Origin of the sequence: Aliirhizobium wenxiniae (genome assembly GCF_019511445.1) — a bacterium.
GTDB classification, from domain to species: domain Bacteria; phylum Pseudomonadota; class Alphaproteobacteria; order Rhizobiales; family Rhizobiaceae; genus Neorhizobium; species Neorhizobium wenxiniae_A.
This window is the reverse complement of the sequence record NZ_JAEUAN010000002.1, coordinates 371180-386222: the sequence shown is the minus strand read 5'-3', so window position 1 is coordinate 386222 and position 15043 is coordinate 371180. Positions and strand designations below refer to the sequence as shown.

Below are 15043 nucleotides of genomic sequence, written 5' to 3'. Positions count from 1 at the left end.
ACGGCTATGCGTTACATCTTCGAGTGGAACGTGCGGGAAATGACGTCGAGCTGCTGTTCACGAGTAAGCTTGACGAAATTGACCGCATATCCCGACACGCGAACCGTCAACTGCGGATACAGTTCCGGATGGTCCATGGCATGGACGAGCGTGTCACGGTTGAAGACGTTGACGTTGACATGGAAGCCGCCTGCTGCCGTGTAGGCATCCAGGCAATTTGCCAGGTTCTTGGCACGTTCCTCGCTGGTGCGACCGAGCGAGTCCGGTGTTGCCGAAGCCGTCCAGGAAATACCGTCGAGGGCGGCGTCGTAGGGGATCTTGGCAACCGATGCGCCGGCTGCGACGAAGCCCTTGGTATCACGACCGTTCATCGGGTTTGCGCCCGGTGCGAAAGGTTCGCCTGCACGGCGGCCGTCCGGCGTGTTGCCCGTCTTCTTGCCGTAGACCACGTTGGAGGTGATCGTCAGCACCGACTGGGTCGGCATCGAGTTACGATAGAAGTAAGGCTGTGCTGCGACCTTCTTCATGAAGGTTTCGGTCAGCCAGACAGCGATACTGTCAACGCTGTCGTCGTTGTTGCCGTAAGCGGGGTAGGTGCCTTCGATCTTGTAATCGACGGCGAGGCCTGCCTCGTTGCGGATGACCTTGACCTTGGCATGCTTGATAGCCGACAGACTGTCCGCCGCGACCGACAGGCCGGCGATGCCGCAAGCCATGGTGCGCAGAATGTCGCGGTCATGCAGCGCCATTTCGATACGCTCGTAAGCGTATTTGTCGTGCATGTAGTGGACGGTGTTGAGTGCCTTGACGTAGGTCTGGGCCAGCCAGTCCATCATCTTGTCGAACTTGGCCATGACTTCATCGTAATCAAGGACGTCGCCCTTGATCGGTTCGAAGCCCTTGGCAACGACTGCACCGCTCTTTTCATCGACGCCGCCGTTGATCGCATAGAGCAGAGCCTTTGCGAGGTTGGAGCGGGCACCGAAGAACTGCATCTGCTTGCCGATCCGCATGGCCGAGACGCAGCATGCAATGCCGTAGTCGTCGCCCCATTTCGGACGCATCAGGTCGTCGTTTTCGTACTGGATGGCGCTGGTATCGGCAGAGACCTTGGCGCAGAAGTTCTTGAAGCCTTCCGGCAGCTTGGTGCTCCACAAAACGGTCAGGTTCGGTTCTGGAGCCGGGCCGAGGTTGTAGAGCGTGTGCAAGAAGCGGAAGCTCGACTTCGTTACCAGCGGACGGCCGTCTTCACCGACGCCACCGATCGATTCCGTAACCCAGGTCGGATCGCCCGAGAACAGCTGGTCATACTCTGGCGTGCGCAGGAAGCGGACGATCCGGAGCTTGATGATCATGTCGTCGATCAGTTCCTGCGCCTGTTCTTCGGTCAGGATGCCTGCGTCGATATCGCGCTGGATGTAGATGTCGAGGAAGGTCGAGACACGGCCGAGCGACATCGCCGCACCGTTCTGTTCCTTCACGGCTGCCAGGTAGGCGAAGTAGGTCCACTGGACGGCTTCGCGGGCATTGGTGGCCGGCTTGGAAATGTCGTAGCCATACTTGGCAGCCATTTCCTTCAGTTCGTCGAGAGCGCGGTACTGTTCGGACATCTCTTCACGCAGACGCATGACGTCGTCGTTGAAGACTTCGTTTTCGATGGCGCGGAAGTCCTTCAGGCGGAAGGCGCGCAGTGCGTCCGTGCCGTAGAGGGCAACGCGGCGATAGTCACCGATGATGCGACCACGGCCATAGGCGTCCGGCAGGCCGGTGATGACGCCGGACTTGCGGGCGGCGAGAATTTCCGGGCTGTAGACGTCGAAGATACCCTGGTTGTGGCTCTTGCGATATTTTGTCCAGACTTCATGAACCGACGGGTCGAGCGTGAAGCCGAAGGCCTCAAGGCCGTTTTCGACCATACGCAGGCCGCCGTTCGGCATGATTGCGCGCTTGAGCGGCGCATCGGTCTGCAGGCCGACGATCAGTTCGATGTCCTTGTCGATATAGCCCGCATCATGTGCGGTGATCGTCGAGGCGCGATCGGCGGATACGTCGAGAACACCCTTCTTGCGTTCCTCAGCGAGGAGCACTCCGAGTGTTTCCCAGACCTTCAAGGTGCGTGGCGTAGGGCCGGCGAGAAATGCGCCGTCCGCCTCGTAGGGCTTGTAGTTGTTCTGGATGAAGTCGCGCACGTCAACGGCGTCGCGCCACTTGTCGCCCTTAAAACCGGCCCAAGCGTCGGCGGGGACGATTGTTTGGGAAAGGATGCCCATTAGTCTTCTTCCTCTTGCTTTGCCTTTCGGCATTTGGTGAAGCGCCCTCCCAACCGCAGTCCTCTAAAGATGAGATCTTAAAGGACCGTGGCTTCCACCTGCAACCTACCAATGTAGAGCGCATCGAAGTTTGATTCCGATCAACGTAGAAATTGATGAGTGTGAATATGGTCGGCCTCGGCGCTGGACGACGTCTTAATCCAAGCCCCTTTTATCGGACAGCGCGATGCCTTTAGGGGCGGAAGGGAGGCAAAATGCCACTGGAAATACGCGTAGCATCGATCGGCGAATGCATGGTCGAACTGCAACGCAAACCGGACGGCTCGATCACGCAGGCTTTCGGAGGTGATACCTTTAATACCGCCGCTTATATGGCGCGGTTGGGGGCCGGTCTGGGACCGTTCGTCTCGTACATAACTGCAATCGGCGACGATCCTTTCAGCGAGGACATGGCGGCGTTCTGGAATTCCCAGGGTGTCGACGATCATCTCGTGTTGCGCAGAAAGGGCCAGCGGCCCGGTCTTTATTTCATCAAGACCGATCCGACCGGTGAGCGTCGCTTCTTCTACTGGCGCGGTGAGGCTGCCGCCCGCGAAACGTTCGAGGGTGAGGGTTCTGACGAACTTCTTGCTGCGCTCGAAGGGTTCGCGAGCGTCTATATCTCCGGCATCAGTCTGGCTGTGTTGAAACCGGAAAGCCGCGAGCGCCTGCTCGTCAAGCTGGAAGAGCTCGCACGTGCCGGTATCGCCGTCGATTTCGATGGCAACTATCGTCCGCTGCTTTGGGGCGGTATCGAAAATGCGCGTGCAGCCTATGAACGCGTCATCGCATTTTCTACCCGCGTTCTCGTTACCATCGAGGAGCTCGAAGTGTTTGGGCTTGCCCAGACCATGGAAGCAGGCATTGAATATTTTGCGAAAATGCCGCAGCTGGAAGTAGTGATCAAGGACGGACCGGGCGTTGCAACGCTCATCCATGGCGGTAAGGTCGAAACCGTACCAGCCACCAAAGTCGAGAAAGTTGTCGACACAACCGCTGCCGGCGACAGTTTTTCAGCAACTTATATTTTAGGTCGTAACCTTGGTATCGAACCCGCGGAAGCAGCACGCCGTGCCCACGTCGTCGCTGGCGCGGTCGTTCAGCACCATGGTGCAATCATACCGAAAGACGCCACACCCGACGTCTTCAAGACGGAGATCGCTAGCCGCGGCAATTTAACCACCGCGGCGGAATAGCGAACTTCATATTAAGGAGGAATACAAAAATGAATATTAAAAAGGCAATTGATAAGGTCCCGGGCGGTTTGATGCTCGTGCCGCTCATTCTCGGCGCACTCTGCAAGACCTTTTTCCCCTGGGCCGGAAGTTATTTCGGTTCGTTCACCAACGGCCTGATCTCGGGCACGGTTCCGATCCTCGCCGTCTGGTTCTTCTGCATGGGTACCTCGATCGACCTTCGCGCAACCGGCACGGTTCTGCGCAAGTCGGGTAACCTCGTCGTCGTCAAGACGCTCGTTGCCTGGGGCGCCACCTACATCGCTGCCCAGTTCCTGCCGCTCGAAGGTGTGCAGTCGGGCCTGTTCATCGGCTTCTCGGCCCTGGCCATCTGCGCCGCCATGGACATGACCAATGGTGGTCTCTACGCCGCCATCATGCAGCAATACGGCACCAAGGAAGAATCGGGCGCCTTCGTCCTGATGTCGATCGAATCGGGTCCGCTGGTCTCGATGCTGATCCTCGGTGCAGCCGGCGTTGCAACCTTCGAACCGCACCTGTTCGTCGGCGCCGTCCTGCCCTTCCTGATCGGCTTCATCCTCGGTAACCTGGACAAGGATCTGCGCGCCTTCTTCAAGGGCGGCGTCACCACCCTGATCCCGTTCTTCGGCTTCGCGCTTGGTAACGGCATCGACCTGAACGTCATCGTTCAGACCGGTCTCGGTGGCATTATCCTCGGCGTTCTCGTCATCGTCGTCACCGGTATTCCGCTGATGCTTGCCGACAAGTTCATCGGTGGCGGTAACGGTACCGCCGGTCTGGCCGCTTCGTCGGCTGCCGGTGCTGCTGTCGCCAACCCGATGATCATCGCTGAAATGGCTCCGCAGTTTAAGCCTGCCGCTGCCGCCGCTACCTCGCTGGTTGCTGCCGCATGCCTCACTACCGCGATCCTGGTCCCGATCCTGACCGGCACGTACGCCAAGTACATGAAGAAGCGGGCCGGTGTCGTCGAAACAGTGGAAGCCGATGAGGCCGATGCGGGTGACACCCTGAAGGCTGCTCATTAAGCTCTGAACGGGGCCGGTGCTTCGCCACTGGCCCCATCCAGTACATCCGAGGAAAAAGTCATGTATCTCAGCAATCTCGCCACGCTCGACCGCGATGCCGCAACTCTGCCGGCGAACATCCAGAAGGGCCTCAAGTTCCTGGCCGAAACGGATATCGCTGCATTGCCTGCCGGACGTGTCGATATCGAAGGCGATAGCATCTTCGCCCTGATCCAGGATTACGATACGGCTCCCAAGGCCGAGAAGCGTCCGGAATCCCACGCCCGCTACATCGACATTCAGTTCGTCTTCAGCGGTCGCGAAATCATCGGTTATGCACCGCTTGCTGCCGATTACACGGTTGAAGAGGATCTTTTCGAAACCAAGGACGTCAAGTTCTACTCGAAGGTCACCGACGAGACCGATCTTCTTCTTGGAGCCGGCGCTTATGCCGTCTTCTATCCGACCGACATCCATCGTCCCGGCTGTGCCGCCGAGGCGCCCGGTAAGGTGCGCAAGGTCGTCATCAAGCTTCTGGCCTGATAGACGTCACTCGTACACATCCCATCATACTTAGAGGAGTAATATCATGGACATCCGCTATTCGGCCAGCCAGAAGGATTTCAAGCGCTACACGACCGAGGAAACGCGCGCCGAATTCCTGATCGAAAAGGTTTTCGCCGATGACGAGATCGTCGCCACTTACAGCCACGTCGACCGCATGGTCGTGTTCGGCTGCAAGCCGGTCAATGAAGCCGTCCCGCTCGACAAGGGCATCGACTGCATGAAGAATTTCGGCACTAACTACGTGCTGGAACGCCGCGAACTCGGCATCTTCAACCTTGGCGGCGAAGGTTCTGTCGAGGTCGACGGCGAAATCTACAATCTCGCCTTCAAGGATTGCCTCTACGTCACCAAGGGCCACAAGTCGGTCGTCTTCAAGAGCAAGGACAAGGCCAACCCGGCCAAGTTCTACATGATCTCGGCTCCGGCCCATAAGGTCTGCAAGACGACCTTCCTGTCGATCGCCGATGCCCAGAAGAAGCCGGTCGGTGATAACGCAACTGCCAACAAGCGCGTCATCAACCAGTTCATCCACCCGGACGTTCTGGAAACCTGCCAGCTTTCGATGGGCCTGACCGAACTCGATCCGGGCAATGTCTGGAACACGATGCCGGCGCATACCCATGAGCGCCGTTCGGAAATCTACTACTACTTCAACATCGCCGAAAACCAGGCCGTCTTCCACATGATGGGTGAAGGCGATCAGACCCGCCACATCCTCGTCCAGAACGACCAGGCTGTTATTTCTCCGTCGTGGTCGATCCATGCCGGTTGCGGTACCGCCAACTACACCTTCATCTGGGCAATGTGCGGCGAAAACCTGACCTTCGACGACATGGACCACATCGCCATCAGCGACCTGCGCTAAACCTCGCCTTCACCGGGGCGGCATAAGTGTCGCCCCGATTTTTCAAAATAATGTAAGGATTTCAGACATTGACTTACGCAGATAGCTTCTCGCTCAAGGGCAAGGTCGCGCTGGTTACCGGTGCTTCCTACGGTATCGGTTTTGCTCTGGCCAGCGCACTCGCCGAAGCCGGTGCCACGATCGCCTTCAACGACATCAACGAAGATTTTCTGAAAAAGGGCCTTGAAGCCTACAAGGAAGCCGGCATCGACGCCAAGGGTTACATCTGCGACGTGACCGATGAACCGGGCGTACAGAAGATGATCGCCGAAATCGAAAAGGACCTCGGTTCTGTCGATATCCTCGTCAACAATGCCGGCATCATCAAGCGCGTGCCGATGCACGAAATGGACGTCAAGGACTTCCGTCAGGTCATCGACATCGACCTGACCGCTCCGTTCATCCTCGCTAAGGCCGTCATTCCGGGCATGATCAAGCGCGGTGGTGGCAAGATCATCAACATCTGCTCGATGATGAGCGAACTCGGTCGCGAAACCGTGTCTGCTTACGCAGCCGCCAAGGGCGGTCTGAAGATGCTGACCCGCAACATCGCTTCCGAATACGGTTCGCAGAACATCCAGTGCAACGGTATCGGCCCGGGCTATATCGAAACCCCGCAGACCGCGCCGCTGCGCGAGCCTGGCCATCCGTTCAACTCCTTCATCCTGGCCAAGACCCCGGCAAACCGTTGGGGTACCACGCAGGACCTGAAGGGACCGGCTGTGTTCCTGGCTTCGTCTGCATCCGACTTCGTCAACGGTCACGTTCTCTATGTCGACGGCGGTATCCTCGCCTATATCGGCAAGCAGCCCTGATCCATTCGGCGCCTTTGCGCCGGACACTCGATAATCGAAACGCCGTCCGTGCTCAGTACGGGCGGCGTTTTCGCGTTTGCGGGCCGATCAGCGGCTTTTCCGGCTTCGTGTCATCAGGACGTTGCGGATCGAAAAGCTCGAATGGATGCGCAGCACGCCCGGAAGTGCCGAGAGGATCTCCTTGTGGATGCGCTCGAACTCGCCGGCATTGGCGACTTCGACACGCAACAGATAGTCCGAGCCACCTGTCATCAGGAAACATTCCCGGATTTCCGGATATTTGCGAACGGCCGCCTCGAAGCGGTTGAGATATTCTTCCGTCTGCCGTTCCAGCGTGATGTTGATGATGACGGCGATGCCGTTCTGATCGTTGTCGACAAGCGCCGTATAGCCGCGGATGATGCCCGCCTCCTCCAGCAATCGGATACGGCGGAGGCAGGCAGAAGGCGATAGACCGACCTCCGTCGCAAGTGCTGCATTGCTCATGCGGGCATTGAGCCGCAACAGACGCAGTATGTTGCGATCGATAGTGTCAATGGTCGTCATGAAGATTGTTCCAAAATTTCGCAGATCGTTTCAATAAATATACTTTCGTCAAATTTTCTGCCATTGATCGGCAGGAAATTCCACGATCATTTCATTATGGTCCCCTGAAAAGAGGGGTTTGGATGCGTGAGAGAATGGCTGCTTCCAGCGGCGCTATAGATCAGCGACGCGGCCTGTTTTTAAACGAGCGATCTTGTGCAGGCGACCAGAACGATCTCCTATGAGATCCTGATCGGTCTATCTCGCGACAGCATCATCCATCCTTGAAATTTGAATACGCAGAAATCGGGGAATTCCATGAAAGTCATCGTTCTCGGAGCCGGCGTTGTCGGCGTGACATCCGCCTATCAGCTGGCCAAGGCCGGCCATGAGGTTACGGTTGTCGACCGGCAGGAAGGTCCGGCGCTGGAAACCAGCTTCGCCAATGCCGGTGAGGTTTCCTTCGGTTACTGCTCCCCCTGGGCGGCTCCCGGCATTCCGATGAAGGCGATGAAGTGGCTGTTCATGGAACATGCCCCTCTGATCCTGCGCCCGAAGATGGACACCACCATGCTTTCGTGGATGGCGCAGATGCTGATGAACTGCACGTCGCAGCGTTATGCGATCAACAAGAGCCGCATGCTGCGCATTGCCGATTATGCCCGCGTTTCGCTTGCGGAAGTGCGTGCTGAAACCGGGATTGCCTATGACGAGCGCATGCAGGGCACGCTGCAGCTGTTTCGCACCCAGCAGCAGCTCGATGCATCAGCCAAGGACGTCAAGGCGCTTGCCGCGGATGGCGTTCCTTATGACGTGCTAGATCCCGAAGGCTGCATCCGCGTCGAGCCGGCGCTCAGGCATGTGCGCGAAAAGATCGTAGGCGGGTTGCTGACGCCGAAGGACGAAACGGGTGACTGCTTCAAATTCACCAATGCGCTGGCGCTGAAGGCTGCAGACCTCGGCGTCAAGTTTGTCTACGGCACGAATATCAAGGCGCTTGATGTCGAGAATGGTGTTGTGCGCGGCGTCGTGACCGACCGCGAAACGCTGCGTGCCGATGCCGTCGTTGTGGCGCTTGGCAGTTATTCGCCTCTGCTGGTCAAGCAATTCGGCATCAAGCTGCCCGTCTATCCGGTCAAGGGCTATTCGCTGACGATCCCGATCGTTGATGCATCGCGCGCACCGGAATCGACCGTCATGGACGAGACCTACAAGATTGCCATCACCCGGCTTGGCGATCGCATCCGCGTCGGCGGCATGGCGGAGATTTCTGGCTATACCAACGATCTCGGCCAGAAGCGCCGTGCGACGCTGGAACATTCCGTCACCGATCTTTTCCCGGGCGGCGATGTCAGCAAGGCGGATTTCTGGTCCGGCCTTCGCCCGATGACGCCGGATGGCACGCCGGTGATCGGCGCGACCAAGGTGAAAGGCCTGTTCCTCAATACCGGTCACGGCACGCTCGGCTGGACGATGAGCTGCGGCTCGGCAAAGCTGATCAGCGATCTCGTCAGCGGCCGCAAGCCCGAAATCGACGCCACGGACCTTGCCGTCTCCCGCTACGCCTGACACCCCTGGCTGAACCCGCCGCGGGCACCCGATATGCTCGCGGCGGGTTTATGACTTTTCTATTTCTTCGCTCCCCCGTTCCAATCGAATGGCTATGGGGCGCTCGCTACCTTGTCATCAGGCATCGCATTCGATGTCCGTTCCGCAGGCCATGCCGCGGAACTTCGATCGACAAGGAGTGACCCATGTATGGTCGTCTGGGCAGTATCTATCTTCTCCATCTCACCGAGGCGGGCGCGCAGCGTCGCCGGTTGACGCAGGCCCATCCGGGCGCGCATCGCGCCGGCAGCGTTGATGCCGGAATGAGCCTCCCGATGCTCTTTCGCCTTGCTGCGGTTCTGGGTGTCGGCTTCTGCGCCATTGCGGCGCTGGCCGTTATGGTCGGTTGAGGAGGCTGACATGGGCAAGTTTGCAATGAACGACCGGGAGCCTCCCGCGACGGGCATCCGATTTACCGTTGGCCGCGATGTGCGTGGCCGCTGGATCGTCAACGACGCGCTCGGAAAGGTCGGTGGGCTTTTCACCGACCGCGCCTCGGCGGTGCATTTCGCCATGTTCGAAAGCGACCACATGCCGGGTGCCGTCTGGTGCCTGCCGGAGCATGTAACACTGACTTTGGGCGAGGCATTCGAGCCGCGCCGGCTCTCGGCGACCAGCCGGGTCGCGGGCAGGGCGTGAGGCTGATCTGATGTCGAATGCGTTTCAGTATTTGCGGGGGTATGTTTATCCCCGTGGCCAGCTGCCGCAAGGGGCAGGGCCGCGACGATTGCGCGGCTCGGATGTCATCCTTGTGATGCTGGTGGTGGTCGGCATCGCTTATGCGGTCGAAGTGGTGCTGTTTTGATCCGCTAGCGCTTTGCCAGGAGCAGCCCCTCATCCGCCTGCCGGCACCTTCTCCCCGTTCTGACGGGGAAAGGACAGTTGCCGCACCCTCCCGGCCTCAAGCAGGCCACGTCCCCTCTCCCCGCAAGCGGGGAGAGGGGTAGGGTAAGGGGCAGCTCGTCCGCCAACACCCGACAAATTCCTATAAAATTCCTATATCTTTGCTCTCCCGTCCGTCTCGAACCCCTATGCGCTCCAGCGCCATATTCGGGCACGGGAGATCGAAAGATCCTCTTCACACCAGAACCGCCGATGTGCCGTCCAGCCGGATGGCGCCTGTCGGTTTGTCTGGCATCGATCAGATCAAAGGGACCCGGATCATGATGGACCTTATTCTCGTTTGCACTGCAGTCGTCTTCTTCGGCTTGTGCTTCGCCTATACCCGCGCCTGCGATAGGCTTTGAGGGGAGGGCGCGATGATACTCGATTACGTGCTCGGCGGTGCAGTCACCGTCTTTCTCACCCTTTACCTCACCTATGCTCTCATCCGCCCCGAACGCTTCTGATGACGCCTTCGGGAACTGAAAGTTTCGTCATATGACCCTCAATGGATGGTTACAGATCCTCGTCTTCTGCGGGATCGTCCTTGTTCTCGTCAAACCGCTCGGCGCCTATATGACGCGGGTGTTTTCCGGCGAACGTACATTGCTTTCACCGGTCCTCGTTCCGATCGAACGGGGGCTTTATGCGCTGGCCGGCACGAATGAACGGGAAGAGCAGCATTGGACCGGCTATGCCTTTGCCATGCTGATGTTCAATTTTTTCGGCGTGCTGGTTCTCTACGGGCTCTTGCGCCTGCAGGATGTGCTGCCGCTCAATCCGGCGGGAATGTCGGCGGTGCCGTCCGAGCTGTCATTCAACACAGCCGTCAGCTTCGTCACCAATACCAACTGGCAGAACTATGGCGGTGAAAGCACTCTGTCCTATCTGACGCAGATGATGGGTCTGGCCGTGCAGAATTTCGTTTCGGCTGCGACCGGTATTGCCATCGCGATCGCACTGATCCGTGGTTTTTCGCGCGCATCCGGCAAGTCCGTCGGTAGCTTCTGGGTCGATATGACCCGCGCGACGCTCTACCTGCTCTTGCCGATCTGCATCATGCTCACCGTCGTTTACGTCTGGCTCGGCGTGCCGCAGACCTTTGGTCCCTATGTGGAGGCCACGACGCTTGAAGGTGCGAAACAGACGATTGCGCTCGGCCCGGTCGCCTCTCAGCTTGCCATCAAGATGCTCGGCACCAATGGTGGCGGCTTCTTCAATGCCAACTCGGCGCATCCGTTCGAAAATCCCGACGCGATCTCCAACCTGATCCAGATGGTGTCGATCTTTGCGATCGGTGCGGCGCTGACCAATGTCTTCGGACGCATGGTCGGTAACCAGCGCCAGGGCTGGGCGATCCTTTCGGCGATGGGCGTTCTGTTCATGGCCGGTGTGATTGTCGTCTATTTCGCGGAAGCTTCCGGCAATCCGATCATGCACCAGCTGGGCCTTTCCGGCGGTAACATGGAGGGCAAGGAGGTCCGCTTCGGCATCGTCCTGTCTTCGCTGTTCGCAGTCATCACGACGGCAGCATCCTGCGGTGCGGTCAATGCCATGCATGGTTCGTTCACGGCTCTCGGTGGTCTTATCCCGATCATCAACATGCAGCTCGGCGAAGTCATCGTCGGCGGTGTCGGCGCCGGTTTCTATGGCATCGTGATGTTCGTCATCGTCGCTGTCTTCGTGGCGGGCCTGATGGTCGGTCGCACGCCGGAATATCTCGGCAAGAAGATCGAGGCGAAAGAAATGAAGATGGCATTGCTCGCCGTCCTCTGCCTGCCGCTTGCCATGCTCGTCTTCGCCGCGATCGCAACCGTGCTTCCATCCGCCGTCGCCTCGATCGGCACGGCCGGCCCGCACGGGTTCTCGGAAATACTCTACGCCTATACGTCCGCTGCCGCCAATAATGGCTCGGCTTTCGGCGGTCTTTCCGGCAACACGCCCTGGTACAATGTCACGCTCGGCCTTGCCATGCTGATGGGGCGGTTCCTGGTCATCATTCCGGCACTTGCCATTGCCGGCTCGCTGATTGCCAAGAAGACGGTTCCGGCCTCTGCCGGCACGTTCCCCACCGATGGCGGGCTGTTCGTCGGTCTTCTCGTCGGCACGATCCTGATCGTCGGCGGCCTGACCTTCTTCCCGGCTCTCGCACTCGGCCCGATCGTCGAGCATCTGTCGATGATTGCCGGACAAACCTTCTAAAGGAGACCCGACATGAGCATTCGCCATGCACTCCACAGGCCGTCAAACCTTGCCGCGCAGCCGCGCGGCAAGGAGACGAACGGGAAGCGCCAGAGATGGTGCGGTTCCAATGCAATTCTCGCAATGATGGCGGCCATTTTCGCCATCGTCTGCGTCGTCGAAATCCTGCACGGCTAACCCGCATCCCTGACAGTTCAGGGCGCCTCGGTCGCCTCATCCAAGCTGGAGCCTCTTCATGAGCCAGGCACAATCCGCGTCTATCCTCGATAGTCGCATCCTCATCCCCGCGATCGGTGCGGCTTTCACCAAGCTCAATCCGCGCACGCTCGCCAAGAACCCGGTCATGTTCGTCGTGGCCACGGTGTCGGTCCTGACGACCGTTCTTTTCCTGCGCGATCTCGCCTTCGGCGGCGCAAATCTCGGCTTTTCCTTCCAGCTCAACGTCTGGCTCTGGTTTACCGTGCTGTTCGCCAATTTCGCAGAGGCGGTTGCCGAAGGCCGCGGCAAGGCGCAGGCGGACAGTCTGCGCAAGGCGCGCACCGAAACCCAGGCCAAGCTCTTGACCAGCGCCAATGGCCGCGATTTCAAGATGGTTGCCGGTACTTCGCTGAAGGTTGGCGATATCGTGCTGGTCGAGGCCGGCGATATCATTCCGTCCGATGGCGAGGTGATCGAAGGCGTGGCCTCGGTCAACGAAGCGGCGATTACCGGCGAAAGCGCCCCGGTCATCCGTGAATCCGGCGGCGACCGGTCGGCCGTGACCGGGGGGACGCAGGTTCTCTCCGACGTCATCCGTGTGCGGATCACGGCCGCTGCCGGCTCGACCTTCATCGACCGGATGATTTCGCTCGTCGAAGGGGCCGAACGGCAAAAGACGCCGAACGAGATCGCGCTGAACATCCTGCTTGCCGGGATGACGCTGATCTTCGTGCTCGCCACTGCCACAATCCCGAGCTTTGCATCCTATGCCGGTGGCTCAATCCCGGTCATCGTACTTGTCGCGCTGTTCGTCACGCTGATCCCGACCACGATCGGTGCGCTTCTGTCGGCGATCGGCATTGCCGGCATGGACCGCCTTGTTCGCTTCAACGTGCTGGCCATGTCCGGCCGCGCCGTGGAAGCCGCCGGCGACGTCGATACGCTTCTTCTCGACAAGACCGGCACGATCACGCTCGGCAACCGCCAGGCAACCGAGTTCCGGCCGGTGCGTGGCGTCTCCGAGCAGGAGCTTGCCGATGCCGCACAGCTCGCCTCGCTTGCTGACGAAACACCGGAAGGCCGTTCGATCGTGGTGCTCGCCAAGGAGAAATATGCGATCCGTGGCCGCGACATGGGCGGGCTGAAAGCCACGTTCGTGCCGTTCACCGCCCAGACGCGGATGAGCGGCGTCGATCTTGATGGCAGCCAGATCCGCAAAGGCGCGGTCGATGCCGTACTGGCTTACGTCAACGGCGGCACACTGCCCGTTGCCGGCAATACGGCCGTTGCCGCCAGCCCGCAGTCGCAGACAGTGCGTGAACTGCAGTCGATCGCTGAAGAGATCGCCAAGGCTGGCGGCACGCCGCTGGCCGTTGCCCGCGACGGAAAGCTGCTTGGCGTCATTCACCTCAAGGACATCGTCAAGGGCGGCATTCGCGAGCGTTTTGCCGAATTGCGCAAGATGGGCATCCGTACCGTGATGATCACCGGCGACAACCCGATGACGGCGGCTGCGATTGCTGCGGAAGCGGGTGTCGATGATTTCCTCGCCCAGGCGACACCTGAAAACAAGCTGTCGCTGATCCGCGAGGAGCAGGCCAAGGGCAAGCTGGTTGCCATGTGCGGCGACGGCACCAACGACGCTCCGGCGCTTGCCCAGGCCGATGTCGGCGTGGCGATGAATACCGGCACGGTCGCCGCCCGCGAGGCCGGTAATATGGTCGATCTCGACAGCGACCCGACGAAGCTCATCGAGATCGTCGAGATCGGCAAGCAGTTGCTGATGACCCGCGGGGCGCTCACGACATTCTCGATCGCCAACGATATCGCCAAATACTTTGCTATCATCCCGGCGATGTTCCTGGCTTTCTACCCGCAGCTCGGCGTTTTGAACGTCATGGGCCTTGCCACTCCGCAGAGTGCCATCCTGTCGGCGATCATCTTCAATGCGCTGATCATCATTGCGCTGATCCCCCTGTCGCTGAAGGGCGTCAAATATCGCGCTGTCGGTGCCGGTGCGCTTCTATCCCGCAATCTGCTGATCTACGGCCTCGGCGGCATCGTCGTCCCGTTCATCGGCATCAAGGCGATCGACGTGGTCATCACCACGCTCGGCCTCGCTTAAGGAGTCTTTTCGATGTTGAAACAACTTCGTCCGGCCATCGTGATGATCGTTGCCACCACGGCCATTACCGGCCTCATCTATCCTTTCGCCATGACCGGCATTGCACAGGCCATCTTCCCGGCTCAGGCGAATGGCAGCCTGATCGAAAAGGATGGCCAGGTGATCGGCTCTGCCCTTATCGGTCAGGCCTTTACCGGCGAGCAGTATTTTCACGGCCGTCCGTCGGCCGCAGGCGATGGCTATAATGCCGCCGCGTCCTCCGGCTCCAATCTCGGCCCGACCAGCAGCAAGCTGATCGATCGGGTTAAGGCAGATTACGAGGCTGCGAAGGCTTCCAATCCGGATGCCGAGGTGCCGATCGATCTCGTCACGGCGTCCGGCAGCGGACTTGATCCGCATATCTCGCCGGAAGCTGCCTATTTCCAGGTTGCCCGTGTCGCCAAGGCGCGGGGGATGGATGAGGCGAGCGTGAAGGCGCTGGTCGATGCGCATGTCGAGGGCCGCGAGCTCGGCTTCCTCGGCGAGCCGGTGGTCAACGTGCTGGCGTTGAACATGGCGTTGGATGGCTCTAAGACGTAACGAATGCAGGCGTTTGCCCCTCATCCGCCTGCCGGCACCTTTTCCCCGTAAACGGGGCGAAGGGACCAAGCCGCAAGCTCTCCGTTGCTCCTCGTCCCGCTTGCGGGG

Annotated in this window: 16 protein-coding genes; 14 read left to right on the top strand and 2 right to left on the bottom strand. The window is 59.5% G+C overall.

Annotation, left to right across the window (positions count from 1 at the left end):
* Window positions 1-11: 11 nt before the first annotated feature.
* Window positions 12-2270 (bottom strand): formate C-acetyltransferase, encoded by a 2259-nt coding sequence (gene pflB / locus JNB91_RS04020; protein WP_220324223.1) that lies wholly within the window; start codon window positions 2268-2270, stop codon window positions 12-14.
* Between the two features lie 254 nt (window positions 2271-2524).
* On the opposite strand from pflB, the gene JNB91_RS04015 reads away from it, so the two are divergent.
* The 5 genes from JNB91_RS04015 (at window position 2525) to JNB91_RS03995 (ending at window position 6816) form a co-directional block, all read left to right on the top strand.
* Window positions 2525-3505: a sugar kinase gene (locus tag JNB91_RS04015; RefSeq protein ID WP_220324222.1), complete on the top strand. Its 981-nt coding sequence runs from the start codon at window positions 2525-2527 to the stop codon at window positions 3503-3505.
* Window positions 3506-3534: 29 nt separating this feature from the next.
* Window positions 3535-4551 (top strand): 2-keto-3-deoxygluconate transporter, encoded by a 1017-nt coding sequence (kdgT, locus tag JNB91_RS04010; RefSeq protein ID WP_220324221.1) that lies wholly within the window; start codon window positions 3535-3537, stop codon window positions 4549-4551.
* A gap of 60 nt (window positions 4552-4611) precedes the next feature.
* Entirely contained in the window at window positions 4612-5073 is a 462-nt protein-coding gene (locus JNB91_RS04005) for a NanQ anomerase/TabA/YiaL family protein (RefSeq protein WP_220324220.1), read from the top strand.
* Window positions 5074-5119: 46 nt separating this feature from the next.
* Window positions 5120-5962 carry a 5-dehydro-4-deoxy-D-glucuronate isomerase gene (kduI, locus tag JNB91_RS04000; RefSeq protein WP_220324219.1) on the top strand — a complete coding sequence of 281 codons (843 nt, stop codon included), beginning with the start codon at window positions 5120-5122 and terminating at the stop codon, window positions 5960-5962.
* Window positions 5963-6030: 68 nt separating this feature from the next.
* The gene (locus tag JNB91_RS03995; protein WP_220324218.1) at window positions 6031-6816 is read left to right on the top strand and encodes a gluconate 5-dehydrogenase; all 786 of its coding nucleotides are present in this window, start codon (window positions 6031-6033) and stop codon (window positions 6814-6816) included.
* 87 nt (window positions 6817-6903) lie between these two features.
* Here JNB91_RS03995 and JNB91_RS03990 read toward each other — a convergent pair whose 3' ends face one another.
* Window positions 6904-7362, bottom strand: a complete 459-nt coding sequence (locus tag JNB91_RS03990; protein WP_220324217.1) for an Lrp/AsnC family transcriptional regulator — start codon at window positions 7360-7362, stop codon at window positions 6904-6906.
* A gap of 297 nt (window positions 7363-7659) precedes the next feature.
* Between JNB91_RS03990 and JNB91_RS03985 the strand changes: the two genes are divergently transcribed.
* The 9 genes from JNB91_RS03985 (at window position 7660) to kdpC (ending at window position 14935) form a co-directional block, all read left to right on the top strand.
* Window positions 7660-8910: a D-amino acid dehydrogenase gene (locus JNB91_RS03985; protein ID WP_220324216.1), complete on the top strand. Its 1251-nt coding sequence runs from the start codon at window positions 7660-7662 to the stop codon at window positions 8908-8910.
* A gap of 185 nt (window positions 8911-9095) precedes the next feature.
* Window positions 9096-9299, top strand: coding sequence for a hypothetical protein (locus JNB91_RS03980; RefSeq protein WP_220324215.1), 204 nt, complete (start codon window positions 9096-9098; stop codon window positions 9297-9299).
* Between the two features lie 10 nt (window positions 9300-9309).
* A complete protein-coding gene (locus JNB91_RS03975; protein WP_220324214.1) occupies window positions 9310-9588 on the top strand; it encodes a hypothetical protein in 279 nt (92 codons plus the stop codon).
* Window positions 9589-9598: 10 nt separating this feature from the next.
* Complete coding sequence (locus JNB91_RS03970) at window positions 9599-9754, top strand: hypothetical protein (RefSeq protein WP_220324213.1); 156 nt, start codon at window positions 9599-9601, stop codon at window positions 9752-9754.
* Between the two features lie 454 nt (window positions 9755-10208).
* Window positions 10209-10298: a K(+)-transporting ATPase subunit F gene (locus tag JNB91_RS03965; protein ID WP_183820855.1), complete on the top strand. Its 90-nt coding sequence runs from the start codon at window positions 10209-10211 to the stop codon at window positions 10296-10298.
* Between the two features lie 31 nt (window positions 10299-10329).
* A complete protein-coding gene (gene kdpA, locus JNB91_RS03960) occupies window positions 10330-12033 on the top strand; it encodes a potassium-transporting ATPase subunit KdpA (RefSeq protein WP_220324212.1) in 1704 nt (567 codons plus the stop codon).
* Between the two features lie 12 nt (window positions 12034-12045).
* Window positions 12046-12210 carry a hypothetical protein gene (locus JNB91_RS03955; protein WP_220324211.1) on the top strand — a complete coding sequence of 55 codons (165 nt, stop codon included), beginning with the start codon at window positions 12046-12048 and terminating at the stop codon, window positions 12208-12210.
* Window positions 12211-12268: 58 nt separating this feature from the next.
* Window positions 12269-14356, top strand: coding sequence for a potassium-transporting ATPase subunit KdpB (gene kdpB / locus JNB91_RS03950; RefSeq protein ID WP_220324210.1), 2088 nt, complete (start codon window positions 12269-12271; stop codon window positions 14354-14356).
* Between the two features lie 12 nt (window positions 14357-14368).
* Window positions 14369-14935 carry a potassium-transporting ATPase subunit KdpC gene (gene kdpC / locus JNB91_RS03945; RefSeq protein ID WP_220324209.1) on the top strand — a complete coding sequence of 189 codons (567 nt, stop codon included), beginning with the start codon at window positions 14369-14371 and terminating at the stop codon, window positions 14933-14935.
* Window positions 14936-15043 lie beyond the last annotated feature (108 nt).

Bases quoted from the DNA above. Each gene is read 5' to 3' on its own strand.
- JNB91_RS04005 (WP_220324220.1), top strand. From the start codon at position 4,612: ATGTATCTCAGCAATCTCGCCACGCTCGACCGCGATGCCGCAACTCTG.
- kdpC (WP_220324209.1), top strand. From the start codon at position 14,369: ATGTTGAAACAACTTCGTCCGGCCATCGTGATGATCGTTGCCACCACG.
- JNB91_RS03975 (WP_220324214.1), top strand. From the start codon at position 9,310: ATGGGCAAGTTTGCAATGAACGACCGGGAGCCTCCCGCGACGGGCATC.
- JNB91_RS03970 (WP_220324213.1), top strand. From the start codon at position 9,599: ATGTCGAATGCGTTTCAGTATTTGCGGGGGTATGTTTATCCCCGTGGC.
- kdpB (WP_220324210.1), top strand. From the start codon at position 12,269: ATGAGCCAGGCACAATCCGCGTCTATCCTCGATAGTCGCATCCTCATC.
- JNB91_RS03980 (WP_220324215.1), top strand. From the start codon at position 9,096: ATGTATGGTCGTCTGGGCAGTATCTATCTTCTCCATCTCACCGAGGCG.
- JNB91_RS04015 (WP_220324222.1), top strand. From the start codon at position 2,525: ATGCCACTGGAAATACGCGTAGCATCGATCGGCGAATGCATGGTCGAA.
- JNB91_RS03985 (WP_220324216.1), top strand. From the start codon at position 7,660: ATGAAAGTCATCGTTCTCGGAGCCGGCGTTGTCGGCGTGACATCCGCC.
- kdgT (WP_220324221.1), top strand. From the start codon at position 3,535: ATGAATATTAAAAAGGCAATTGATAAGGTCCCGGGCGGTTTGATGCTC.
- kduI (WP_220324219.1), top strand. From the start codon at position 5,120: ATGGACATCCGCTATTCGGCCAGCCAGAAGGATTTCAAGCGCTACACG.
- JNB91_RS03955 (WP_220324211.1), top strand. From the start codon at position 12,046: ATGAGCATTCGCCATGCACTCCACAGGCCGTCAAACCTTGCCGCGCAG.
- kdpA (WP_220324212.1), top strand. From the start codon at position 10,330: ATGACCCTCAATGGATGGTTACAGATCCTCGTCTTCTGCGGGATCGTC.
- JNB91_RS03965 (WP_183820855.1), top strand. From the start codon at position 10,209: ATGATACTCGATTACGTGCTCGGCGGTGCAGTCACCGTCTTTCTCACC.
- pflB (WP_220324223.1), bottom strand. From the start codon at position 2,270: ATGGGCATCCTTTCCCAAACAATCGTCCCCGCCGACGCTTGGGCCGGT.
- JNB91_RS03990 (WP_220324217.1), bottom strand. From the start codon at position 7,362: ATGACGACCATTGACACTATCGATCGCAACATACTGCGTCTGTTGCGG.